Raw genomic sequence first — 22,654 nt, 5'->3', positions numbered from 1 at the left:
TTTTGTCGGTCGAGTCTGGCAGGCTCATCCGGGAGAGGGTGATAAGTGCATGAAGCCGGGGATCTACGACGCGCTGGTGACGAACAGGTTGTTGGAGGTGGTTGGGCAACCAGGCGAACTGGAGCCGCTGCTGCATAAGGTTGATCAAGCTGATCAACCGGAGGTTCTTGCGCGGCATGTTCGCGATGCGGTACTTCGTGTCCTCAGCGGAACTAGCGATCCGGCGCAGCGCGTGACGGTCGTTAATGACCTACTTCGGCAATTGACGGCGCAGGAAGACATGCTGCCGGATGAGTTACCCAGGCAATTGCACTCCCTTCGCATGCCTCCGGCTCCAGGCGTGGTGGGCTATGGGAATGTCCGGCCGAGCACACCGCTGTCCGAGGCTGCGCTACTGACCAACTCGATTGGTGAGCCATCGCTTGGACCCGAGCTACGTACCGAGATCGACACCTCGGACGAAGTCGACCTGATCTGCGCCTTCGTCAAGTGGTACGGCTTGCGCGTGCTCGAACCGGAACTGCGCCGATTGAGGCAGCGAGCGGCACCATTCCGAGTGATCACCACAACGTACCTTGGCGCCACCGACCGCGCGGCGTTGGATCGACTCGTCAATGACTTCGGTGCCGAGGTCAAGATTCAGTACGACGCCCTCCGCACGCGTCTGCATGCCAAGGCGTGGCTCTTCCGTCGCGACTCGGAGTTCGATACGGCGTACGTCGGCTCGTCGAACCTGTCCCAGGCTGCCCTGTTGGATGGCATCGAGTGGAACGTGCGTCTCTCACGCATTGCCACCCCCAGCTTGCTCGACAAGTTCCGTGCAACGTTCGACACGTATTGGAATGACGCAACCTTCGAGTCGTACGACCCTGTCAGAGACCGCGATCGGCTCGATGATGCACTGGCGCTGCACGGCCACCGGACGTCCGGAAACGTCAGCGTCTCGCTCGCCGGTCTCGAAGTCCGCCCGCGTCCCTATCAGGCTGAGATGCTCGAAGAGATCGCGGTTGAGCGCGAGGTCCACGACCGGCATCGCAACCTCGTGGTCGCCGCGACCGGAACTGGTAAGACGGTCGTTGCTGCGCTCGACTACCGCCGGCTGCACAACGCCGCCACAGCCCGAGGTGAGCAGGCACCGTCTTTGCTGTTCGTCGCGCATCGAGGCGAGATCCTGCAGCAATCGCTGCGCACCTATCGGGAGGTCCTCGCAGAGGCGAACTTCGGCGAAGAGTACTTCGCTGGAGCCCGACCGGAGCGCTGGGACCACGTCTTCGCGTCCGTCCAGGCTCTCAACAAGTACGACATTGCGTCGATCCCACCAGAACATTTCGATGTGGTCGTCGTCGACGAGTTCCACCACGCGTCTGCGCCCACGTACCAGCGAATACTCGAGCACCTGCAGCCTCGTGAACTGCTCGGCCTGACAGCGACGCCAGAACGTACCGATGGTCTTGACATCAAGCGCTACTTCGGTGGTCGAACGGCAGTTGAACTGCGGCTCTGGGATGCCCTCGCTGCCGATCTCTTGTGCCCGTTTCACTACTTTGGCATCGCCGACGACACGCACCTCGAGCAATTGCAATGGACCCGCGGACGGTACGACGAACATCAACTCGAGAACCTGTACACAGGTAACGACGCGCGTGCAGCGATCGTGCTGCGAGAGGTGCGCGATAAGCTCACAGACCTCAGCACGATGAGGGCCTTGGGCTTCTGCGTCTCCGTTGCTCACGCCGAGTACATGGCCAGAGTCTTCACTCAGGCAGGGATCCCGGCTCGTGCGGTCTCTGGCCAAACTAGTTCTCATGAGCGAGCGGCGGCGCTGGCGGACTTGCGTAATCTGCGGGTCAACGCCTTGTTTGCGGCGGATCTGTTTAATGAGGGACTCGATATTCCAGCGGTGAACACCGTCCTCTTCCTCCGCCCCACCGAAAGCCCGACGGTCTTCCTCCAGCAACTTGGGCGCGGTCTCCGTCAGGCGGAAGGGAAGCCCGTGCTGACAGCCCTTGACTTCGTTGGCCATCAGCGGAAGGAATTCCGCTTCGACTTGCGCTTCCGGGCGATCACTGGCGACACCCGAAAGGGCTTAGAACGTCAGGTAGAGAAGGGCTTTCCGCACCTTCCGTCAGGTAGCCAGATCGTTCTCGACAAGTACGCCCAAGAGATCGTTCTGTCGAATCTGCGCAGCCAGATCGCCGGACGGTGGCGTGACATGGTGAGCGACCTGAGAGCGCACGGCGAGCAGACCCTGCCCACGTTCCTCGACGAAGCCGGAGTCGAACTCGGCGATATCTATCGCAACAACCACAGTTGGACCGAGTTGCGACGCCTCGCCGGCCTCCCGACGCGCGATGGCTCCGACCAGGAGTCTGCACTGCTGCGCCGCGTGAAGGCGCTGGCGCACGTCGACGATCACGATCGATCCGCGGCGTACCAACGTCTGCTCCAGGACGACGGGCCGTCGTACGACGATCTGTCGGAGGCGGATCAGGCGTACGCACGGATGCTCTTCTACTCGCTCTGGCCTAACGCCGGCGGCTTCACCTCGTATGCCGATGGACTCGAAGCTCTCCGTCGAGAGCCGGCTGTCCGAGACGAACTACTCGAGGTCACTGCTCTTGCGATGAGGAACGCCCGGCACCTAGCAGTGCAACTCGAGGGCCGCCTCGGTGCGTTGCCCCTTCGGGTCCACGCTCGCTACCAGCGGGAGGAGATTCTCTCCGCGCTCGACTACGTGCGTCTGGGAGGGAGCAAGCCCAGCACCTTCAACGCTGGCGTTCTTCATTCACAGGTCAACGACGCTGACGCGTTCCTGGTGACCGTCGTGAAGAATGAGGCGGAGTTCTCGCCGACGACCATGTACCGGGACTACGCGATCAGCCCGACACTCTTCCACTGGGAGACCCAGAGCCGAATCGCCGTCAGCTCTCCCACCGGTCAGCGGTATCTCAATCACCGCGCTCGCGGCAGCGAAATCTTCATCTTTGCTCGCCAGCACAACCAGGACGACGTTGGAACGTCGGCGTACCTCTTCCTCGGTCCCGCTAGCTACACCAGCCACACCGGCGATCGGCCGATTGCCATCACGTGGACGCTGAGGCACCCCATGCCGGCGGACGTCTTCCAGGCCGCGTCGGTCGTCGCTTGATGAGTGACGTCGCCTGGAGGACTCAGAAGTCTGAGTGATCGGACCAAGCGGAATCTTCTGTTGGAAGGATCAGCGGGGGCGAGGGAGGGTGGGACGCATGGACTTTACTCAGCTTGGGCGGACTGGACTTAAGGTTAGTCGGATTGTTTTGGGGACCATGAACTTTGGGCCTCTGACCGAGGTGGGGGATGCGCACGCGATCATGGATCGGGCGCATGCGGAGGGGATCAACTTCTTCGACACCGCGAACGGGTACGGGCGGGCGATCTACCCGGGGCGGACCGAGGAGATCATCGGTGAGTGGTTCGCCAAGGACGCGCAGAACCGGGAGAAGACGGTGCTGGCGACCAAGGTGTACGGCGACATGGGTGACGGGAGCTGGCCGAACACGGGGCGGCTGTCGGCGCTGAACATTCGCAAGGCGCTGGACGCGTCGCTCAAGCGGCTGCAGACGGACTATGTGGACCTGTACCAGTTCCACCACATCGACCGGTTCACGCCGTGGGAAGAGATCTGGCAGGCGATGGAGGTCGCCGTACAGCAGGGGAAGGTGCTGTACGCCGGGTCGAGCAACTTCGCGGGATGGCACATCGCGCAGGCGCAGGAGGCTGCGGCGCGGCGGAACTACGTGGGTCTGGTGAGCGAGCAGTCGCTGTACAACCTGATCCAGCGCGACATCGAGCGTGAGGTGCTGCCGGCGGCCGAGGCGTACGGGCTCGGTGTGATCCCGTGGTCGCCGCTGCACGGTGGGCTGCTGGGTGGCGTGATCCGGAAGGAGAACGAAGGGGTACGCCGGCTGGAAGGCCGCTCGAAGGAGACCCTGGAGGAGCTGCGGCCGCAGATCGAGCAGTACGAGGCGTTCGCGGACGAGCTCGGGCACGAGCCGGGTGAGCTGGCGCTCGCGTGGCTGCTGCACCAGCCTGCCGTGACCGGCCCGATCGTCGGGCCGCGGACGATGGAGCAGCTCGAGTCGGCCGTTCGCGCGGTCGAGATCAAGCTCGACGACAAAGCCCTCGCCCGCCTCGACGAGATCTTCCCGGGCTACAAGACCGCCCCCGAGGACTACGCCTGGTAGGACCTCCGGCCAGCCGATCGCCCAAAGGCGTCGGGCGTCGCGGAGGACAAGAGGCAGTCGGCCGTCGCGGGTCCCGAGCGGCGGCAAATCGCCGAGGCAGCCGACCGTCGCAGGGCGCGGACGTCGGGCGAAGGACCCGAGGCAGCCGGCCGTCGCAGCAGTGCGGCGGTCGGCTGTTTAGTGGTGGCCGGCGGAGGTGGGGAGCATGCCGATGAGGGCGTCGGCGGCGAGGGACGCGGCGGGGCCTGTGGGGACGGCTACCGATACCTGCCAGTCGGAGGCGGCGCCGGGGGCCAGGGTGATGGTGACGTGGTCGCCGTGCTTGGCGGCGATGCGTTCGGGGACCAGGGCGACGCCGAGGTCGTGGGCGACGAGGGCGAGCAACGTGTGGACGTCGTTGACCTCGATCGTGACGGGATGCGCGACGCCGCCGGTGGCGAAGGCGCGGTCCGAGATCGCGCGGGCGCCCCAGGTCGGGTCGAAGTCGACGAAGGACTCGCCGGCTAGGTCGTCGAGGCTCACGCCGGACGCCTTGGCGAGCCGGTGGTCGGGGGCGCAGACGAGAACCATCGACTCGCGGGACAGCGGCCGCAGGTCTAGACCGTCGACAGGGCTGCCATCGGTGGCGACGAACGCGACGTCCAGCCGCCCGGACGCCAGCTCGTCGAGCATCGGCGTGGAGCCGCCCTGCCGGACCTCGATCTCGACCCCGGGGTACGCGGACCGGAACTTCGCGAGCAACGCCGGTACGTCGACCACGCCGAGGCACTGCTCCAACCCCACGGTCAGGTGCCCACGGAGCAGCCCTTGGACCGCGGCGACGGCGTCCTTGGCGGCTTCGGCGGCGGCGAGGGTACGACGTCCCTCGCACAGCAACGCCCGTCCGGCCTCGGTCAGCTCCACGCTGCGGGTATTGCGGACGAACAGCGAGGCCCGCAGCTCACGTTCGAGCGCGCGGATCGAGGCGGACAAGCCGGACTGCGAGATCGACATCGCCTCGGCGGCCCGGGTGAAGTGCTTCTGCTCGGCCACCGCCACGAAGTGTTCCAAGTGCCTCAGCTCCATGACTCAGAACTGTAGTCGATCGAAAGAAATCGATTCACCTGTCCCGCATGTTGTCGATCCACCCCGGCGTACCTGCAGGCCATCACAATCACCTGGGCGGCCACGGGCCACGCGGGCCGACGCCGCCGTACCGGGATTGTGATGGCCTGCAGAACCGGACCTGTGTCACCCATCAAGCCGACCTCACGCCGCGCAGGCACGCTCAGCAGTGCCGGGCGACAGGGGCGCCGGGCGGGTTGGTGAGTGTGGCGTGTCCGGAGCGCTCCCCCCAATCCGGACAGTCGGTCGCGGGGTCGGTTTTCCACAGGCTTGAAGAAGGCGTCCGATGGGAGGGGTGATCCGAATACGTTCCAGGGCATGGACGATCCCCTGGCGGACGAACTCCGCAATCACCGGACAGATGACGGCCTTGGCCGTACCGACTACCTACTCATCATCGCCGACGAGCACGTGCGGGCCCGACGGCCTGAGCGGGCGGTAGCAATCTGGCAGCAGCTGATCAGCGAATGCGGTCCACCCGCCGACGAGGCTCGGGTGGACTATGCCGACTTCCTGTTCGACGAAGGCCGCGACAAAGAAGCCCGGGACGAGTTCGAGGCGGTGATGGCCGGCGGGAGCATCTACAGCTTCGCTTGGGGCCGTGCTGCCGAGATCCATGAAGTACGCGGGGAGTTCGACGAGGCTCTTCGGTGGTACGAGCTCGTGGCCGACCGCATGACTGCCGCGGACGTGATCGATACGCACCGAGTCCGGGATCTGCTGAGTGGCAGGCGGCGGGTGAAGTGGAAACTGCGGTTGCCGTTCGACGGTATCGATCTGCTCGTGCCGGCGGGGGAAGAGGAGGAGCGGGAGAGGGCTGCCGAACTGCGTGACCTCCTGCGCACGCCGGCAGTGAACGAGGGCCGGATCCAGGTCTGGGACCGCAGCGAGTTCGACGAGTCGGTGCCGTGGCGCGGGCTGTTGATCGGCGAGGATGCGAACCTGTACTGCCGCCGGGTCGAGCAGGTGCTGCGCGCCCAGGGCCATCGGGCGACGATTGCGACGTGGACGTATGTAGGCCTGCTCGAGTGCCTGCGAAACGTCACGATCCGTCACGATCACCTGGATGACGGTAGGCGGGTCGAGTGGCCCCCACAGCGTAATCAAGCGTGCTGGTGCGGATCTCGTGTCAAGTACAAGAACTGCTGCGGCGGACCGTTGCCGCCGGCCGGTCCTGCCTTCGTACCTGCGGCGGCTCGCGGTGGGTAGGGTGTCGTGCATGGCGGATGAGGAGTTTCGGGTTGAGGTCGTGCTTGGGAAAGAGGAGCACGGGTTGACGTTCTGGGAGCGGTTGCGCGCATTGGATCTGGACGACGACGCGCAGAAGCGGCTCGGGGGTCAGGTGACGGTGACCCGGGACGGGAACCGGATGTTGATGTACACGCACACGCTCGACGACGCGCAGGAGGCCGAGCGGACCGCCATGGACCTGGTCGCGCACGACCACCTCGAGGCGACGTACACGATCACCCGGTGGAACGCGGCCGAGCAGGAGTGGGCCGACCCGAGCGAGCCGGTCGGCCCGCACGACGCGGACAGTGACGCGGCGAAGAACGCGAACATGGAGGTCCCGGACCCGCGGTACGTCGTGATGCAGGCGTACAAGCCCGAGTTCCTCCGCGACCTCGGCCTCTGAGACCCGGAGCCCTGAGACCCGGGCTCGAAAGACCCGGAGCCCTAAGACCCGGAGCCCTAAGACCTGGGGATCGCAAGAGTTGAGGTACGACGCCCGCGCGTTCCCAGATATCGTTGGCCGCTCGCTGATTCGCGGCCGACCCAGCGAGCTGGTTGTTGTCGGCAACAGACCCGTGCTGCGGTGGCTCGGTGGCGCGGGCCACCGAGCCGAAGGTGGTACTTCGGGTCCTTAGTCTGGCAGTCATGGATGTTGTGTTGAGGCCTGTCGGTGCGGACGATGTGCCGTTGTTCCAGCGGTTCGCGGTGGAGCCTGGACTGATCGGGCTGGACTGGAACGGGTTCCGGGACGCGCAGAAGCCGGCCCGGAGGTACGTCGAGGACGGGTTCCTCGGGGCGGAGGACGGGCGGTTGATCGTCCGGTCCGGGGCCGAGACCGCGGGGTTCGTGAGCTGGCGGTCGGGGTCGTTCGACGGGCGGACGAAGTACTGGGAGATCGGGATCGCGCTGCTGCCGGAGTACCGCGGGCGCGGGATCGGGTGGCGGGCGCAGGCGCTGCTGACGGCGTACCTGTTCGAGCACACGCCGGTCTACCGGGTCCAGGCGGCGACGCATCCGGAGAACGTCGCGGAGCAGAAGGCCTTGGAGAAGGCGGGTTTCCGGTTCGAGGCGGTCATCCGCGGGTGCGAGTTCCGCGGCGGCCGGATGCGGGACGGGTATCTCTACAGCAGGTTGCGGGACGACCCTGAACCCGCGCTCGGCAACGGTTCGGTGACGGGATCCGATCAGGAGGCGATCCGGGAACCTCTCGCGGACTAGTCTCGGCGGGTCGCTGCGCGCTCACCAGGCGTGTTCCTGCGACAGTGAGGAAGCCGAGGGAGAGGGGTCCGCCCGTGTCGCGTCGACGAGGTCTGGTTGCCGGTGCCGTCGTACTGTCGTTGGTTCTGGCTGGATGTTCCGATGTGGCCGCGAGCGAGACGAGCCCTTCGAACACACCAGCTTCCACGAGTACGTCGTCCGCCAAACCGACCGCAACACCATCCGCGACCCCCACGGTGAAGCCGACGCCCACCGCGAAGCCCAAGGTGAAGCAGAAGCCGGCGTACTACGCCCTGCGCGTCGAACGGCAGCTCGACAAGCTCGGCTACCCGGTCGGCGACATCGACGGTGACATCACCGCGCGCGCCAAGCAGGCGCTCTGCGCGTGGCGCGAGACCAACGGGCTGCCGGTCAGCCGCGGCGGGCTGACGCTGACCGACGCGTACTCGGTGCTGAACGCAACCAAGCGCCCGACGCCGACCCGCTCCCCCGGCCTGTACGTCAACAAGACCTGCCAGATCCTGTACCAAATCGTTGGCAACTCCTACAAGCGGATCGTCTGGATCTCCACCGGCGCGCCCGGATACGACACCCCCAACCGCACCGGCAAGGTCTGGCGCAAGTGGGCCGGCGCGCACGAGAGCAGCCTGTACGACGACGCGTACATGTACGACTCCATCTACTTCCTCAAGGACCGCCCCGGTATCGCGCTGCACGGCTCCCGCGTCAACTCCCTGATCAAGCCGTACCCCGCCAGCCACCGCTGCGTCCGCGTCATGCGCCCAGAAATCCACCAGATCTACGCCGACACCCCCATCGGCACCAAGGTCCAGATCTACGGCGACTTCTAGAGCCCAGCAGCCGACAAGGAACGGTGGGTATGGACGCACAGATTCGCATCGCGGACGGAAGCACGGACGATCTGCCGGCGCTGTACGACTGGCTGCGCGAGGAGGACGAGTTTCGCGGGCGCGTCCGGGTTGTGACCGCACCGATCGGTGAGACCGAGCTGGGTTCGGTACCGGAGCTGTTGACCGTCATGCTCGGCGCGGGCGGCGCCGGAACCGCCCTGGTCGCGTCGCTGACGACCTGGCTGAAGACCCGTCGTACGACCGCGAAGATCACCGTCGTGACCGCGGGACGATCGGTCACACTCGAGCTCGAGACCGTGGACGACGTCAAGCCGCTCCTCGAAGAGATCCTTCGGTCGGGCGATGCGAGCTGATCGACCGGACGGCTCTCGCGCGGTGCTGATCGGTGTCTCGGACTACGACCACGCCGAGTTCACGCCGATCCGCGCAGCCCGCAACAGCCTGGAGGCCATGGAGGAACTGGTCCTGGATCCGGCGCTGTGCGGCTGGACCCGGGATCAGCTCACGGTCATCTCCAACCCGCGGTCAGCCTCCGACCTCGGCATCAAGCTGATCGAGCTCGCCGAGGCGACCACAGGGGTCTTCCTGCTGTACTACGTGGGCCACGGCAAGGTCACCGAGCGCGGGGAACTCTGCCTGACGGTGAGCTCGACCCACCCGGCACACGCCAACATCAGCGGGCTGAGATGGGACACCGTCCGGCACGCTTTCCTCAGCTCCCCCGCGCAGGTGCGCGTCGCCGTTCTGGACTGCTGCTTCGCCGGCCGGGCCATCGAAGCTCTCGCAGGAGACGGCGGCCAGGGCCTGGCCGACCTCGCCGATATCCGCGGTTCGTACGTTCTCACCGCGGCAAGGAGCACCGCCACCGCGCATGTACCGCCCCCGCACGAGCAGCAGAGCGCCTGCACGTCCTTCACCGCCGAACTCCGCGATCTTGTCCGTGGCGGGATTCCTGGCAAGCCCGAATGGCTCACCTTCTCCGACATCTACCCTGAGTTGCGGACACGCCTCCGGGCCCGAGGCCTACCAGCACCTGAACGACGCGGCACCGACACGGCAGACCTATATCGCTTCACCGTGAACGCGGCAGGTCGACGTACGACGACCACGGCTGTCCCGTCGCAACCCATGCGAAGCATCACCAACGCCCAGCAAGCCCCTCCGGCGAAGCTGATAGAGCGCGCCGTCGCGCTCACCGTGCAGCTCCAAGAGGCCGTGGACGACGCCGAGGCCAACCTGCACAAGGCCCGTATCGCCGGCGACCATACCAGGGTCACCGCCCTGGAGAAGGAACTCGCCGGCCGCCAGGCACTTCTCGAAAACGCACACAAGACTCTTCAGGCCGCTCGGCGGCTGTCGTCGAGCTAAGGTCAGCCATCATCGGCCGGCGGCGTATTACCGTGGGTGGATGAGTCGTATCTTCAGTGTCAGTCTTGCCTCTGTGTATCCGTTGTACTTGACGAAGGTCGAGAAGAAGGGGCGCACGCAGGCTGAGCTCGATCGGGTGATCGAGTGGCTGACCGGGTTCGACGCGCCTGCATTGAAGGGGCATCTCGCCGCGGAGACGACGTTCGAGGACTTCTTTGCCGACGCGCAGCTCAATCCGCGTGCGGTGGCCATCACGGGAGTGGTCTGCGGCGTGCGGGTCGAGAACATCGATGATCCCCTCATGCAGCAGATCCGGTACCTGGACAAGCTGGTCGACGAACTGGCCAAGGGCAAACCCATGGACAAGATCCTCCGCCCATAGGCACCCCGTAATCCTGCGCGCCTATTCCACACCCAGCCGCGTTTACGCAAACAGTTCGGTCGTCACGGATCATGGCGCCACTGTGGCTCCGCCGTCAAGACGACAGCGTTGTCAGGACCGGATCTGCCGCGCCCCAACTCGAGCTGAAATGCCAGGACCCCTTGCAAAGAAGGGGATGCACGCCGCACAGGACGGCCTTCGAGCTCTTCGAGGCTGACCTCTTGACTCCGCGCCGACCGCACGCTCTAATCGTCCCGCCGCTTCTGTTCACGTAAACATTTCTACGCGGCTCTCACTTGCTCCGGCGCACCGAGTCGACGCGCGCCTGCCCTCAGGAGGTAACAATGACCCCGCCTGCCTTTGTCTCCCGCCGCGCCGTTCTGGGCGGGGCGCTCGGACTGGCCGCCGCAGGAGTGCTGGGCGCCTGCGGTTCCAACAAGGGAGCCGGTGCCACCACCGGCGGCAGTACGGCCAAGGCCTCGCTCAGCCAGTGGTACCACCAGTACGGCGAGAAGGGCACGCAGGAGGCGGCGAAGAAGTACGCGGCCGAGTACACCGGCGCGACCGTTCAGCTGCAGTGGATCCCTGGTGACTACCCGGCCAAGCTCTCCAGCGGACTGTCGTCGGGCAACGGACCGGACGCATTCGAGGGCCACCTCGAGCGCTCGCTCGTCAGTTCCGGGCAGGTCGTGCCGCTCGACGACCTGATCGCCGACGTCAAGGACGACTTCGCCCCGGGTGACCTCGCGGCGAACTCGATCGACGGGAAGCTGTACTCGATCCCGATGATCAACGACCCGCAGATGCTCTACTACCGCAAGAGCCTGTTCGAGAAGAAGGGCATCAAGCCGCCGGAGACCATCTCGGACTTCGTGGCGGCCGCCAAGGAACTGTCCGACGCGTCGGTGAAGGGACTCTTCGCCGGCAACGACGCCAACAACACCGGCGGCGGCCTGTACCCGGCCGCGATCTTCGCGACCGGCGGACGGCTCCTGACCCCGGAACACAAGGTCGGGTTCGACTCGGCGAAGGTCGCCGAGGTGCTGGTCGAGCTCCGCAAGCTCGCCACCGACAAGAGTCTGCTGCTCGGCGCGCCGACCGACTGGTGGGACCCCTCGGCGCTCAACCAGAACCTGTGCGCGATGCAGTGGATCGGCATGTGGGCCGTGCCGGGCATGTCGGCCGCGCTCGGCGAGGACGAGATCGGGGCGTTCCCGTTCCCCGCCGCGGCCGGTGGCAAGCCGGCTGTCATCTCCGGCGGCTGGTCCGCGTTCGTGAGCGCGAAGTCCAAGAACGTCGACGCGGCCAAGGCCTTCACGAAGTGGCTGTGGGTGGAGAAGACCGATCTTCAGGAGGACTGGTGCCTGAGCTACGGGTTCCACATCCCGCCCCGCAAGAGCCTGGCCGCGAAGGCCGCGAAGCTGCAGTCCGGAGCCGCTGCCGAGTCGGTGTCGCTGAACACGCAGTACGGCGTACCGGGCGACCCGAACTGGACGCCGGCGATGGACACCGCGCTGAAGGACGCGGTGACGCGCGTGCTCGGCAAGGGTGCTGATCCCGAGGCCGAACTCGCCGGAGCGGTCAAGAAGATCACCACCGAGCTCGACAAGATCTTCGGCTGATGTCCGAGCGGACCGCCGCGACCGTCCCCCGCATCGGTCGCCTGCGCACGTCGGCAGCCCGCAAGCCGCGGGCGATCCACGGGCAACGCCGGTCGTTCTGGCTGTTCGTCGGACCGTTCCTGCTCGGCCTGGCCGTCTTCGTCTACTTCCCGATCGGCTGGAGTGCGTTCCTCAGCTTCTTCGACGCGCAAGGCACCGTGACGCCGACCAAGTTCGTGGGCCTGGGCAACTACGTCACGATGCTCAGCGACGAGGCCTTCGTCTCGTCATTGCTCACGTTCAGCGCGTTCGCACTGTTGATCGTGCCGACCACGTTCGTGATGTCGCTCTTCCTGGCGGTGCTGGTCAACCGGGTGCGGTTGGCGCGCGCGTTCTTCCGGTCGGTGTTCTTCCTGCCGACGGCCTGCTCGTACGTCGTCGCCTCGCTGATCTGGAAGTTGTCGATCTTCAACGGCGTCCGGTTCGGGATGGCGAACACCCTGCTCGGCTGGATCGGTGTGGAGCCCGTCAGTTGGCTCGCGTCGCTCGATCCACCGTGGTACTGGCTCGTCATCGTGACCGCACGGCTGTGGCTGCAGGCAGGGTTCTACATGATCCTCTTCCTGGCCGCCTTGCAGAACATCAATCCCGAGCTGTACGAGGCGGCGTTCGTCGACGGGGCGAAGCCGGGCTGGCAGGTCTTCCGGCACATCACGCTGCCGCTGCTGCGCCCGACCTCGATCTCGGTGCTGTTGTTGTGCCTGATCGCGGCGTACCAGGCCTTCGACGAGTTCTACAACCTGCTCGGCGCCGTCGAGTACGCGCGCCCGCCGCTGGTCTACCTCTACCACCTCGCGCTCGGCAGCCAGCAGAACTTCGGCCTCGGCAGCGCCGGATCACTGATCCTCGCCGCGATCATCGCCGTCGTCACGCTGCTGCAGGGCAGGATCCTCGGCTTCGGCAGACCGAGCGACTAGGAGATCGTCATGGATGCCCATCAGCCGCACGCCGTCGGTTACCGGCGCACACTCACCAGCAGGATCGCGAACGGCGCCGGCCTCGCCGTACTGCTCGTGATGACCGTGCTGTTCCTGATCCCGTTCTATCTCCTGATCCGGAACGGTCTGGCCAGCACCGAGGACATCACCGCGCCCGGCTGGACGCTGTTCCCGCGGGACGTGCAGTGGCACAACGTCGTGGACCTGTTCAACGATCCCGAGATCCCGATGCTCAGCTCGCTGCGGAACTCGGCGATCGTCGCGATCCTCACCACCGCCGGCACGCTCGTCGTCTGCTCGCTGGCGGGGTACGCGCTGGCCCGGATCAACCATCCGCACAGCAACAAGATCTTCTACGCGGTGCTCGCCACGCTGATGATCCCGGGCGCGGTCACGTTCGTCCCGAGCTTCGTCATCGTGTCCTGGCTCGGCTGGGTCTCGGACTACCGCGGCCTGATCATCCCGGCGCTGTTCAGCGGGTTCACCGTCTTTCTGTTCCGGCAGTACTTCCTCTCGTTCCCGAAGGAGCTCGAGGAAGCCGCCCGGATCGACGGCCTCGGGTACGGCGGGACGTTCTGGCGGATCGTCGTACCGAACTCGGGGAACTTCATCGCGGCGATCGCGGTGATCACCTTCATCCAGAGCTGGAACGCGTTCCTCTGGCCGCTGGTGGTCGCGCAGGACGAGACCGCCTGGACGGTGCAGGTGACCCTGTCGACGTTCGTCACCGCGCAGACGATCAACATCCCGCAGCTGTTCATGGCGGCGGCCGTCTCGATCGTGCCGCTCGTCCTCGTCTTCGTCTTCCTTCAGCGCTACCTCGTCCAGGGTGTCGCCCAGTCAGGTCTGAAAGGTTGAGAACCCTATGAACCGAAGAAGCTTCAGGGCCGTCGCGGGCGTCCTGCTCGCCGCGGTCGGCATCAGCCTGGTCACGCTTCCCGCCAGGTCGGCCGAGCCTGCGGCGAACAGCTCCTTCCGTCCGGGCCAGCCATGGCTCGACACCAACGGCGCAGTGATCCAGGCGCACGGCGGCCAGGTCGTACCGGCGAAGGACGAGGACGGCCGAAGCATCTACTACTGGTACGGCGAGGACCGGAGCAACGGCTACTACAACAGCCCGGGTGTCCATCTGTACTCGTCGTACGACCTGTACAACTGGAAGGACGAGGGACTCGCACTGCGCGCGATGAGCTCGCTCGACCAGTTCGAGAACGACAAGTACTTCGCCAAGCTGTACAAGCACTACTCCCCCGCGCAGAAGGACGTCGTCTGGCGGGATCTGTCGACCAACAACGTCCGCACGGACGGCTGGGCGACCTCGTCGATCCTGGAACGCCCGAAGGTGATCTACAACAAGTCCACCGGCAAGTGGGTCATGTGGGTGCACTCCGACGGCCCGTCATCACCGACCAGCACGTCGAACTACGCCCGCGCCGAAGCCGGTGTGGCGATCGCGGACTCCCCGAAGGGACCGTTCCGCTGGATCGACTCGTACCGGCTGAACCGGGTCCCGAGCGACTCGGTCCCGTGGTGCGGTAGCGGATCGTCGTTCGATCCGGCCGGCGGGATGGCGCGGGACATGAACCTGTTCGTGGACGACGACGGGACGGCGTACATCATCTACTCCTCCGAGGAGAACCGGACGATGTACGTCTCCAAGCTGAACAAGTCCTACACCTACCTGTCTGCCTCCCCCGACAAGGCGGTTCAAGGCAAGGACTTCACCCGGACGCTGGTCTGCAACCAGCGCGAAGCGCCCGCGATGTTCAAGTCCGAGGGCACGTACTACCTGCTGACGTCCGGCGCGACCGGGTGGGACCCCAACCCGCTGCACTACGCGACCTCGCAGAACATCCTCGGCCAGTTCACCGACCGCGGCGTCCCGATCGCCGGCGCCGGAGCGGCGAACACGTACCGGTCGCAGAGCACGAACGTGATCCCGATCGACCAGAAGCACAACAAGTTCCTCTTCATGGGCGACCGCTGGACCCCGAGCGATCTCGCGAACGCGCCGTACGTCTGGATGCCGATGAGCTTCGGCGAAGGCGGCAGCCTGAGCGTCGGCCCGGACTCCGAGTGGACGCTGAACGATCTGGCGCCGTACACCCGCTGGACCGTGTCGAGCACCATCCCCGACCAGGTCTGGCTCAACGACACGAGCACCCTGCCCAGCACCGTCGACGTGACGACCACACGCGGCGTACAGCAGGTGGCCGTCACCTGGGATCCGGCGAGCATCACCCAGCCGGGACCCGGGAGCCTGCGCGGCACGTTGGCCGACGGCCGGACCTTCACCCGCTCGGTCGTGGTCGTGCCCCACGGACTGCGGTACGCCGTGAACGCGGGCGGTACCGCGACGCCGGACTGGACGCGTCTCGTGCAGGCCGCGGCGACCGAGAAGCCACTACTCAGCTCGGCTCCGGAACAGCCGTTGGGAACCGACCCGGCCACCGGCACGATTTGGGGTTACACCGGTTCGAGCGCACCGGCGGGTACCGGTGATCTCTACACAACCCTCCGCTACGCGAAGAATCATGAGCCGCTCGTCTACACCTTCGGGAACCTCGAGCCCGGGACGTACACGGTGCATGCCGGGTACTACGACCCATGGCCGTGGGCGAACCGCGCGGCGCAGGTGAGCATCAACGGGTCCGTCGTCGACCAGCAGCGCCTGTTCACCGCGACCGGCGTCGCCGCGTCGTACGGCGGAATCACGGTCGGCGCCGACGGCAAGATCACCGCGTCCATCACACCCACCCGCTCCCCCGACATCCAGGTGAGCTGGCTGATGATCTCCCGGGACAACTAGGTACTCCGGTCGACGTGTGCTGCTCCACAAGGTGTGGAGCAGCACACGGTGCGCACACCGCGAACCTATGCTGATGCCATGTCGAACCAGGCCAAGCCGTCCCGCCGCGGAGTCAAGGGCCACCCGAAGTCCGGGCCGTCCATCGGCGACGTCGCGCGCTTGGCCGGTGTCTCGGCGCAGACGGTCTCCCGCGTGTCCACAGGCTCGGAGCCGGTCCGTGCCGAGACGAAGGAACGCGTCCTGGACGCCATGCGGCAACTGGGCTACGCACCGAACCACGCGGCCCGGGCGCTGCGCCGCGGCAACTTCCGATCGATCGGGCTGATCGCTCACCAGGTGATCCGCACCGGCGAGTCGAAGACGATCGAGGCGGTGATCGAGGCCGCGCGCCGGGAAGGTTTCTCGGTGAGCCTGGTTGACGTGGAGAGTCCGTCGTCGAGTGACGTCAGCGAAGCGGTCCAGCACCTCAGCCACCAGGCCATCGACGGACTGATCATCATCCGCGCCGAGACCGCGACGCCGACGACGCTCGCCCTCCCACCGACCTTGCCGGTCGCCGTGTCGGACTCGCGGTTCGTTGGACATCACCCAGCGATCGGAGCCGACCAGGTCGGCGGCAGCCGGGCTGCCGTCCGGCACCTGATCGAGCTGGGCCATCGAACCGTTCACCACATCGCCGGCCCGGACGACTCGGGTCCCGCGGACCTGCGCGCGACCGCCTGGCGCGAAACCCTGTTGGATGCCGGCCTTGAGGTCCCGGCGATCATCAGAGGCGACTGGTCCGCGAACTCGGGCTACCGGATCGGGAAGGAACTCGCCGAGCGGAAGGATGTCACCGCGGTCTTCGCGGCCAACGACGAGATGGCCTGCGGGCTGATCCACGCACTGCACGAGGCCGGCCGCGACGTCCCGAACGACGTGAGCGTGGTGGGCTTCGACGACATCGACGTCGCCGAGCACTTCTGGCCGCCGTTGACGACCGTCCGGCAGCAGTTCCACCAGATCGGCACCGAGCTCGTAGACCTCATCCTGCGGCAGATGCGGGAGCGGATCCAGCTGATCGACTTCCACGGCACGGTCGCGGCTCCACTGGTCGTCCGGCAGAGCACGGCGGCGCCGCGCAAGCGCCGTACCGGCGGCCGCTGACGCCCCCAGCCCCTTCGGTGGACAGGTCCACCGGCGAGCTATTACCGTCACGACAGCAGATGTTTGCGTAAACAGAATGGTAGGTCCCATGACCGGCTTCGCGATCGGTGAGTCCGACTTCCTCCTCGACGGCCGCCCCTTCCAGATCATCTCCGGCGCCCTGCACTACTTCCGGGTGCACCCGGACTGCTGGGCGGACCGGATCGAGAAGGCCCGGCAGATGGGACTCAACACGATCGAGACCTATGTCCCGTGGAGCCTGCACAGCCCGCGGCCCGGCGACTTCGACACCGCCGGGATCCTCGACCTCGGCAGGTTCCTCCGCGAGGTCGCCGCCGCCGGGCTGTACGCGATCGTCCGGCCGGGACCGTACATCTGCGCCGAGCTGGACAACGGCGGTCTGCCCGCCTGGCTGCTGCGCGACGAGGGCATCGGGGTCCGCCGGTTCGAGCCGCGGTTCATGTCCGCGGTCACCCAGTACCTGCGCGACGTGCTCGAGATCGTCCGGCCGCTGCAGATCGATCAGGGCGGGCCGGTCCTGCTGGTCCAGGTCGAGAACGAGTACGGCGCCTTCGGGGACGACCAGACCTATCTGAAGGCGCTGGCCGAGGCGATCCGGGACGCCGGCACCACGGTTCCGCTCGTCACGGTGGATCAGCCGACCGACGCGATGCTGGCCGCGGGCGGGCTGGACGGCGTACTGCGGACCGGGTCGTTCGGCTCACGCGTCGTACCGCGGCTCGAGACCCTGCGGAAGCACCAGCCGACCGGGCCGCTGATGTGCATGGAGTTCTGGGACGGGTGGTTCGACTACTGGGGCGGGCGGCACCACGTGACCAGCGCGGCCGATGCTGCCGCGGAGCTCGATGCGCTGCTGGCGGCCGGGGCATCGGTCAACATCTACATGTTCCACGGTGGTACGAACTTCGGACTGTCGAACGGGGCCAACGACAAGGGTGTGTACCGCGCGACGGTGACGTCGTACGACTATGACGCACCGCTCGACGAGGCGGGCGATCCGACCGAGAAGTACCACGCTTTCCGGGACGTGATCTCGCGGTACGCACCGGTGCCGGACAGCGTGCCGACGGTGAAACCGGCCGCACCGGAGTTCACCGTTGAGCTGTCCGATCCGGTGGGGCTGCTCTCGAGCTGCGGCGGGGTCTGGTCGGAGCATCGCGAGCTGCCGACTCTCGACGACCTGGACACGCGGCTCGCCGTCTTCCGCACGGAGCTGACGCGAGGCGGGCCGGCGTTGCTCACCTTCGCGGAGGTCCGTGACCGCGTCCAGGTGTTCCTGGACGGCGCGCCGGTGGGCGTCCTGGAACGCGAGCGTCACGAGCGCGCGATCATGCTCCCGCACACCCGGGGACGGCTCGAACTCGTGGTCGAGGACCAGGGCCGGGTCAACTACGGGCCGCGGATCGGTGAGTCGAAGGGCCTGATCGGACCGATCCGCCTCGGCGGCGACGAGCTCACCGACTGGTCTGCGTGTGCGATCGACCTCGACCAACTCCCGCGGCTGTGGCGCTCGGCCGGCTCCACGCCGTCCGCCGTCGACGTCGGCCCGACCGTGTGGCGTGCGACGTTCGAGGCCGACGGCCGGTCCGACCTGTTCCTCAGGACCGATGCCTGGGGCAAGGGTTTCGCCTGGATCAACGACTTCTGCCTGGGCCGCTACTGGCGCCGCGGACCCCAACAGACTCTCTATGTCCCGGCGCCCGTCCTGACCGCGGGCAGCAACACGCTCGTCGTACTCGAACTGGAGACTCTCGAAACCCCTACCGCCACCTTCGCCAGCGCCCCTTGGCTGGGCTACAGCGACCTGTAGCGCACGGCCTGCCGATTTCGGTACGTCGGTCACTGGCGGGTCGCGCGGATCGGACGGAAGCTGGAGTCGGCCACTCCGACGGACTCGACCAGTGGAATCGACATGATGACAACCCCAGTTCCGCGTCCACTGCGAGCCGGTGCGGAGATGACCGCGCTGGCTCGCTTCCACCGGAACGTCCGCTGGACCGGGAGTATCCAGCCGGGGGCGATGGGGCCGGACAGTCCCGCGATGACCGCCGTCGGAGAGGGAATCCACCGTGTCGTCCAGGACGGGCTCTGGATCGTCGGCGACTACAAGCAGGACCAGTACCTGCTGGACGGTACGTTCGTCCTTCGGTGGGAACTGCACTGGACCGCCGGATGGTCGCCGCAGGACGGCGAGTACCGGGCCGCTATCGCCGACAACTACGGTCACCTCGAGATCCTCGCGGGACGTATCGAAGGCGATCTGCTGACCTTCCAGAGCACCGGCATGCCACCGGTCCGGATCCGCCTGCACTGGGAGATCACCGGCGACGACACGATGATCTGGCGCAACGAGGCCTCGGTCCAGGGCGGCCCGTACGAACTCGTCGAGCGTTACGTCTGTACGACGATCACGTAGGTACCGCCAAAGGTCCCGTCCAGAAGAATCCCTTCAGGTCTGGAGGAGCACGGGGCATCGGTCGGATACTGAGGAGAGGAAACCAGCGGGGGGTCTGGAGGGGTGAGGATCATGCTGGTCCGGGAGGCCATGACCACACCGGCGGTCACGGTGACGACGCAGTCCTCGACGGAGGTCGCCGCGGGGTTGATGCGCGACGAGCAGCTCGGTTCACTGCCGGTCGTGGACCGCCGCGGAGGTCTTGTCGGAGTCATCCGCCGAGCAGACCTGACGCGGGGCGCGGCACGCGCGGACGTGAGTCGGCGGCAGGGCGTTGGTGACACGATGTGCCACCGGGTGATCACCGTCGGTCCGGACGATGAGATTGAACTCGCACTCGACCGGATGTGCAGCGGCCTGGTGGAAGACCTGCCCGTCGTCGACCACGGGCGTGTGGTCGGCACAGTGTGCCGTAGAAACCTCGCTGGGCTACTTTCCGCGCCGTGCCAACCGTGCGAGGTGGAGTTCTCCTCCGGTACGGCCCGCGACGCAGACGCCGAACAGGCCGCTCTGCCGGTCAGGCCGCTCGCGCGGGAACCGGCCGCGACGTAACGCCGGACGACAGGAGCAGCGGATGCGCGCCGGCGTCGGGCCATGAACGACTGGACCCACAGCTTCCACGGCTACGACTCCGAGGACGAACGCCGGCGCGAGGCGCTCTGCACGGTTGGGAACGGGTACTTCGCCACGAGAGGTGCCTGGGCGGGCGCGGTCGCTGGACCGCACCACTACCCGGGCACCTACGTGGCGGGCTACTACAACCGGCTCACGGACCAGGTCGACGATCACGAGGTCGAGAACGAGAGCCTCGTGAACCTGCCGGACTGGCTGCCCTTGACGGTGGCCGTCGACGACGGCGACTGGCTCACTCCCGACAACTGCGAGGTACTGGAGCACGACCAGGAACTGGATCTGCTCCGCGGCGTGCTCACTCGGCGCTCCCGGCTCCGCGACGCGCTCGGCCGAGAGGTCGCGGCCGTCGAGCGCCGTTTCGTGAGCATGGCGGAGCCACACCTGGGCGGGCAGACGCTGGCCGTCACCGTCGCCAACTGGAACGGTCGCCTCCGGCTCAGGACAGCCGTGAATGCCGATGTCCAGAACGCTGGGGTCGAGCGGTATCAGAAACTCAACGGCAAGCACCTCACCGACCTGAGCACCACCGCGGCGGACGGCAATCTCCTGGTGACCGCGTCGACGAGCCAGTCACGCCACCGCGTCGCCATGGGAACCCGGACCACTGCCGCGCGCAACGGATCACAGCTCACCGGATGGACCTTCGGGAGCAGCGCGTACGCCGAACTCGTCGTACCCGTCCGCACCGGCGACGTCGTCACCGCTGAGAAGGTGGTCGCGGTCCACGGATCGCGCGATCCCGGAATCTCCGAACCGCTGCTGGCCACTCGCGTCGCGCTCGCGAACGCTCCAGGTTTCGACCGGCTGCTCGAAGCTCACGTGCTCGCGTGGGCGCACCTGTGGCAGCGATTCTCGCTGCAGCTCCTGGACGGCGGGATGCTGGCCGCGGTTCGGCTGAACCTGTTCCATCTGCTGCAGTCGGTTTCGCCGCACAGCACCGAGACCGACGCCGGCGTACCTGCTCGTGGACTGCACGGCGAGGCGTACCGGGGTCACGTGTTCTGGGACGAGCTGTTCGTCTTCCCGGTCCTGACGCTGCGGATGCCGGCTCTGACGCGGGCGCTGCTGCACTACCGGTACCGACGCCTGCCGGCCGCGAGACAGGCGGCGCGGGCGGCCGGCTACCCCGGAGCGATGTATCCCTGGCAGTCCGGGAGCGACGGCCGCGAGGAGAGCCAGCGGCTGCACCTGAACCCGTTGTCCGGGCGCTGGACCGAGGACGCGACGTACCGGCAACGTCATGTGGGTCTGGCGATCGCGTACACGATGTGGCAGTACGTCGAGATGACCGGCGACCTGGAGTTCCTCGGTGATCACGGCGCCGAGGTCATCGTCGAGGTGGCCCGGTTCTTCGCGGGTCTGGCGGAGTACGACCAGGGCCGCGATCGCTACGTGATCCGCGGCGTCGCCGGACCGGACGAGTTCCACACCGGCTATCCGGACCGGCCGGCCGCCGGGATCGACAACAACGCCTACACGAACCTGCTGGCCGTCTGGTTGTTCGGCGTGGCCGCGAAGGCTCTCGACCGGCTTCCCGGGTGGCGTCGGATCGAGCTGACCGAATCGCTCGGCCTGCGCGCCGAGGAACTCAGCCACTGGGACGAGCTGACTCGCCGGATGTTCGTCCCGTTCCACCACGGCGTGATCAGCCAGTTCGAGGGGTACGAGGATCTGGCCGAGCTCGACTGGGAGCACTACCGGACCAGGTACGGCGATATTCGGCGGCTGGACCGGATCCTCGAGGCCGAGGGACGCGACGTCACGGCGTACCGGGTGTCCAAGCAGGCCGATGTGCTGATGCTGATGTACCTACTGCCCCGCCGCGAGTTGCGCCAGCTGATGGAGCGGCTCGGGTACTCGCTGACCGCCGAGGATGTCCGCGCGACTATCGAGTACTACCTCTCGCGTACCTGTCATGGATCGTCGCTGAGTTCCGTGGTCCACGCGTGGGGGCTGGCGATACTCGATCCCGACCGATCGCTGGGGTTCCTCGAGCAGGCGTTGCACAGCGACGCCGGCGACCCGCGCCGGACCGGTACGACCGCGGAAGGCATCCACCTCGCCGCGATGGCCGGCGGCGTCGACCTGATCCAGCGCTGCTTCACGGGTCTGAGCGCGGCGGACGACGTCCTCCGCCTCCACCCGCACTGGCCCAGCAGGCTCGGCACGCTGCGGATGGTCCTGCGCTATCGCGGCCACCGGATCGTCGCGGAAGTGGCCACCGCCGAGGTGACTCTCACCGTCGATCCGGGCCCCGGCCCGGCCATCGCCGTCCGCTGCTTCGGCCGGACGCGCGTCCTCCGACCGGGCGAGTCTCACACCTGGTCGGGCTTCTCGCGGCCGTAGGCGAAGTACACGATCGGCAGCAGGCCGGCCGAGTTGGTCACGGCCAGGGCGGTCGCCCACCACACCTTCGAGCCGCGCACCTCGGTCGCGGGCCGCCGCCAGAGATCGACCAGCGCGGCGATCTTCAGTACGCCGTCGACCGCGCCGCCGACAACCACCATCCGGCGCTTCCGAGGACTCATCTCCTGCCATGTCGTCCTGGCCATGTCTCCACGATGCCCGCACCGCACTCCGGACGCAAGCAA

At 66.8% G+C, this 22,654-nt stretch carries 20 protein-coding genes; 18 read left to right on the top strand and 2 right to left on the bottom strand.

Translation table 11 applies throughout. The features are described from left to right. Positions 1 to 49: 49 nt before the first annotated feature. Positions 50 to 3,148: a DEAD/DEAH box helicase gene (locus tag AC0662_RS00370; RefSeq protein WP_478297491.1), complete on the top strand. Its 3,099-nt coding sequence runs from the start codon at positions 50 to 52 to the stop codon at positions 3,146 to 3,148. A gap of 97 nt (positions 3,149 to 3,245) precedes the next feature. Then, positions 3,246 to 4,223, top strand: a complete 978-nt coding sequence (locus AC0662_RS00365; protein ID WP_478297489.1) for an aldo/keto reductase — start codon at positions 3,246 to 3,248, stop codon at positions 4,221 to 4,223. 177 nt (positions 4,224 to 4,400) lie between these two features. On the opposite strand, the gene AC0662_RS00360 is transcribed toward AC0662_RS00365, so the two are convergent. Continuing rightward, complete coding sequence (locus AC0662_RS00360) at positions 4,401 to 5,288, bottom strand: LysR family transcriptional regulator (RefSeq protein ID WP_478297487.1); 888 nt, start codon at positions 5,286 to 5,288, stop codon at positions 4,401 to 4,403. Positions 5,289 to 5,645: 357 nt separating this feature from the next. Here AC0662_RS00360 and AC0662_RS00355 point away from each other — a divergent pair, with 357 nt between their 5' ends. From AC0662_RS00355 to AC0662_RS00280, 16 genes are all read left to right on the top strand, one after another. Continuing rightward, the gene (locus AC0662_RS00355) at positions 5,646 to 6,536 is read left to right on the top strand and encodes an SEC-C metal-binding domain-containing protein (protein WP_478297485.1); all 891 of its coding nucleotides are present in this window, start codon (positions 5,646 to 5,648) and stop codon (positions 6,534 to 6,536) included. 40 nt (positions 6,537 to 6,576) lie between these two features. After that, complete coding sequence (locus AC0662_RS00350) at positions 6,577 to 6,963, top strand: hypothetical protein (protein WP_478297483.1); 387 nt, start codon at positions 6,577 to 6,579, stop codon at positions 6,961 to 6,963. A gap of 242 nt (positions 6,964 to 7,205) precedes the next feature. After that, positions 7,206 to 7,778 (top strand): GNAT family N-acetyltransferase, encoded by a 573-nt coding sequence (locus AC0662_RS00345; protein ID WP_478297481.1) that lies wholly within the window; start codon positions 7,206 to 7,208, stop codon positions 7,776 to 7,778. A 236-nt stretch (positions 7,779 to 8,014) separates the two neighbouring features. Then, a complete protein-coding gene (locus tag AC0662_RS00340; RefSeq protein WP_478297479.1) occupies positions 8,015 to 8,629 on the top strand; it encodes a L,D-transpeptidase family protein in 615 nt (204 codons plus the stop codon). A 29-nt stretch (positions 8,630 to 8,658) separates the two neighbouring features. After that, positions 8,659 to 9,003: an effector-associated constant component EACC1 gene (locus AC0662_RS00335; protein WP_452203170.1), complete on the top strand. Its 345-nt coding sequence runs from the start codon at positions 8,659 to 8,661 to the stop codon at positions 9,001 to 9,003. After that, a complete protein-coding gene (locus AC0662_RS00330; protein WP_478297476.1) occupies positions 8,993 to 10,018 on the top strand; it encodes a caspase family protein in 1,026 nt (341 codons plus the stop codon). Before AC0662_RS00335 ends, AC0662_RS00330 begins: the two co-directional genes overlap by 11 nt. Positions 10,019 to 10,058: 40 nt before the next feature. Next, positions 10,059 to 10,400, top strand: coding sequence for a DUF2200 domain-containing protein (locus AC0662_RS00325; RefSeq protein ID WP_478297474.1), 342 nt, complete (start codon positions 10,059 to 10,061; stop codon positions 10,398 to 10,400). Positions 10,401 to 10,744: 344 nt separating this feature from the next. After that, on the top strand, positions 10,745 to 12,022 hold the full coding sequence (locus AC0662_RS00320) for an ABC transporter substrate-binding protein (RefSeq protein ID WP_478297472.1): 1,278 nt from the start codon (positions 10,745 to 10,747) through the stop codon (positions 12,020 to 12,022). After that, positions 12,022 to 12,978, top strand: coding sequence for a carbohydrate ABC transporter permease (locus tag AC0662_RS00315; RefSeq protein WP_478297470.1), 957 nt, complete (start codon positions 12,022 to 12,024; stop codon positions 12,976 to 12,978). Before AC0662_RS00320 ends, AC0662_RS00315 begins: the two co-directional genes overlap by 1 nt. 9 nt (positions 12,979 to 12,987) lie before the next feature. Beyond that, positions 12,988 to 13,857 (top strand): carbohydrate ABC transporter permease, encoded by an 870-nt coding sequence (locus tag AC0662_RS00310; protein ID WP_478297468.1) that lies wholly within the window; start codon positions 12,988 to 12,990, stop codon positions 13,855 to 13,857. 7 nt (positions 13,858 to 13,864) lie between these two features. Then, positions 13,865 to 15,808, top strand: a complete 1,944-nt coding sequence (locus tag AC0662_RS00305) for a family 43 glycosylhydrolase (protein ID WP_478297466.1) — start codon at positions 13,865 to 13,867, stop codon at positions 15,806 to 15,808. Positions 15,809 to 15,886: 78 nt separating this feature from the next. Next, entirely contained in the window at positions 15,887 to 16,954 is a 1,068-nt protein-coding gene (locus AC0662_RS00300; protein ID WP_478297464.1) for a LacI family DNA-binding transcriptional regulator, read from the top strand. Positions 16,955 to 17,042: 88 nt separating this feature from the next. Next, complete coding sequence (locus AC0662_RS00295; RefSeq protein WP_478297462.1) at positions 17,043 to 18,785, top strand: glycoside hydrolase family 35 protein; 1,743 nt, start codon at positions 17,043 to 17,045, stop codon at positions 18,783 to 18,785. Positions 18,786 to 18,890: 105 nt separating this feature from the next. Next, entirely contained in the window at positions 18,891 to 19,391 is a 501-nt protein-coding gene (locus AC0662_RS00290) for a hypothetical protein (RefSeq protein ID WP_478297460.1), read from the top strand. A 111-nt stretch (positions 19,392 to 19,502) separates the two neighbouring features. Next, positions 19,503 to 19,982, top strand: a complete 480-nt coding sequence (locus AC0662_RS00285) for a CBS domain-containing protein (RefSeq protein WP_452203180.1) — start codon at positions 19,503 to 19,505, stop codon at positions 19,980 to 19,982. A 42-nt stretch (positions 19,983 to 20,024) separates the two neighbouring features. Continuing rightward, on the top strand, positions 20,025 to 22,409 hold the full coding sequence (locus AC0662_RS00280) for a glycoside hydrolase family 65 protein (protein ID WP_478297458.1): 2,385 nt from the start codon (positions 20,025 to 20,027) through the stop codon (positions 22,407 to 22,409). Here AC0662_RS00280 and AC0662_RS00275 read toward each other — a convergent pair. After that, positions 22,379 to 22,615: a DUF5652 family protein gene (locus AC0662_RS00275; protein ID WP_452203182.1), complete on the bottom strand. Its 237-nt coding sequence runs from the start codon at positions 22,613 to 22,615 to the stop codon at positions 22,379 to 22,381. The genes AC0662_RS00280 and AC0662_RS00275 overlap by 31 nt on opposite strands. Between the last annotated feature and the right edge of the window lie 39 nt (positions 22,616 to 22,654).

This window comes from Kribbella sp. NPDC043289, assembly GCF_056436705.1.
Note: the sequence above shows the minus strand (reverse complement) of the source record. Positions and strands in the feature narration are given on the sequence as shown.

Bases quoted from the DNA above. Each gene is read 5' to 3' on its own strand.
- AC0662_RS00370 (WP_478297491.1), top strand. From the start codon at position 50: ATGAAGCCGGGGATCTACGACGCGCTGGTGACGAACAGGTTGTTGGAG.
- AC0662_RS00365 (WP_478297489.1), top strand. From the start codon at position 3,246: ATGGACTTTACTCAGCTTGGGCGGACTGGACTTAAGGTTAGTCGGATT.
- AC0662_RS00360 (WP_478297487.1), bottom strand. From the start codon at position 5,288: ATGGAGCTGAGGCACTTGGAACACTTCGTGGCGGTGGCCGAGCAGAAG.
- AC0662_RS00355 (WP_478297485.1), top strand. From the start codon at position 5,646: ATGGACGATCCCCTGGCGGACGAACTCCGCAATCACCGGACAGATGAC.
- AC0662_RS00345 (WP_478297481.1), top strand. From the start codon at position 7,206: ATGGATGTTGTGTTGAGGCCTGTCGGTGCGGACGATGTGCCGTTGTTC.
- AC0662_RS00335 (WP_452203170.1), top strand. From the start codon at position 8,659: ATGGACGCACAGATTCGCATCGCGGACGGAAGCACGGACGATCTGCCG.
- AC0662_RS00330 (WP_478297476.1), top strand. From the start codon at position 8,993: ATGCGAGCTGATCGACCGGACGGCTCTCGCGCGGTGCTGATCGGTGTC.
- AC0662_RS00325 (WP_478297474.1), top strand. From the start codon at position 10,059: ATGAGTCGTATCTTCAGTGTCAGTCTTGCCTCTGTGTATCCGTTGTAC.
- AC0662_RS00320 (WP_478297472.1), top strand. From the start codon at position 10,745: ATGACCCCGCCTGCCTTTGTCTCCCGCCGCGCCGTTCTGGGCGGGGCG.
- AC0662_RS00315 (WP_478297470.1), top strand. From the start codon at position 12,022: ATGTCCGAGCGGACCGCCGCGACCGTCCCCCGCATCGGTCGCCTGCGC.
- AC0662_RS00310 (WP_478297468.1), top strand. From the start codon at position 12,988: ATGGATGCCCATCAGCCGCACGCCGTCGGTTACCGGCGCACACTCACC.
- AC0662_RS00305 (WP_478297466.1), top strand. From the start codon at position 13,865: ATGAACCGAAGAAGCTTCAGGGCCGTCGCGGGCGTCCTGCTCGCCGCG.
- AC0662_RS00300 (WP_478297464.1), top strand. From the start codon at position 15,887: ATGTCGAACCAGGCCAAGCCGTCCCGCCGCGGAGTCAAGGGCCACCCG.
- AC0662_RS00295 (WP_478297462.1), top strand. From the start codon at position 17,043: ATGACCGGCTTCGCGATCGGTGAGTCCGACTTCCTCCTCGACGGCCGC.
- AC0662_RS00290 (WP_478297460.1), top strand. From the start codon at position 18,891: ATGACAACCCCAGTTCCGCGTCCACTGCGAGCCGGTGCGGAGATGACC.
- AC0662_RS00285 (WP_452203180.1), top strand. From the start codon at position 19,503: ATGCTGGTCCGGGAGGCCATGACCACACCGGCGGTCACGGTGACGACG.
- AC0662_RS00280 (WP_478297458.1), top strand. From the start codon at position 20,025: ATGAACGACTGGACCCACAGCTTCCACGGCTACGACTCCGAGGACGAA.
- AC0662_RS00275 (WP_452203182.1), bottom strand. From the start codon at position 22,615: ATGGCCAGGACGACATGGCAGGAGATGAGTCCTCGGAAGCGCCGGATG.